This window comes from Microvirga tunisiensis (assembly GCF_009296175.1).
Classification (GTDB): Bacteria; Pseudomonadota; Alphaproteobacteria; order Rhizobiales; family Beijerinckiaceae; genus Microvirga; species Microvirga tunisiensis.
On sequence record NZ_VOSK01000969.1, the window covers coordinates 1 to 611 of the forward strand.

1 protein-coding gene is annotated in these 611 nt (G+C 70.7%); it reads left to right on the forward strand.

Annotated elements, in window-relative coordinates; all coding sequences use genetic code 11:
- The coding region (locus FS320_RS44780; RefSeq protein ID WP_244627797.1) for a helix-turn-helix domain-containing protein at positions 1 to 509 on the forward strand (509 nt) is incomplete at its 5' end.
- Positions 510 to 611 lie beyond the last annotated feature (102 nt).

Genomic DNA, 611 nt, shown 5'->3' on the forward strand with positions numbered 1-611 from the left:
GACATGATCACTCTCCCGGGACGGGGCTCGACGAGGCGGATCGCAAGCGGCTGGCCGCCGCGCTGGCTGGCGCCCGTGAGGCCCGCGTGTATCGCCGCCTCGAGGCGCTGCTGCTGGTGGCCGAGGGCTATTCCGCAGCCGAGGCGGCCCGCCGCTGCCGGGTCAACCGCTCCAGCGTCCACCGATGGTTGATGCAGTACAAGGCTGAGCATGAGGCCACGGCTCTGATCGACCGGCCGCGCAGCGGGCGTCCGCGCCTCCATCGCCCGCTCACACCACAACGGCTGGCGGCAGCCCTGGCGCGCGATCCGCGCCGCTGCGGCTACCAGGCCACGAGCTGGACGGTGCCGCTGCTGGCGCACGACCTGGCCGCGAAGGGCCTCGCCGTCAGCCCGCGGACGCTGCGACGGCGGCTGCACGAGGCGGGTTATCGCTGGAAGCGCCCGCGCTACGTCTATGTCGCGCGCGCGCCTCATCTGGCGCAGAAAAAAGATCTCATGGGCCAGTGACCGCCGGATTGGTGAGGTAAGGCGGTCACCTCACCCCGGAGGCCGCTCATGCTCTACTCGCCCTCAGCAGACGCTTCATTCTCGCACAGCACCCACACGATC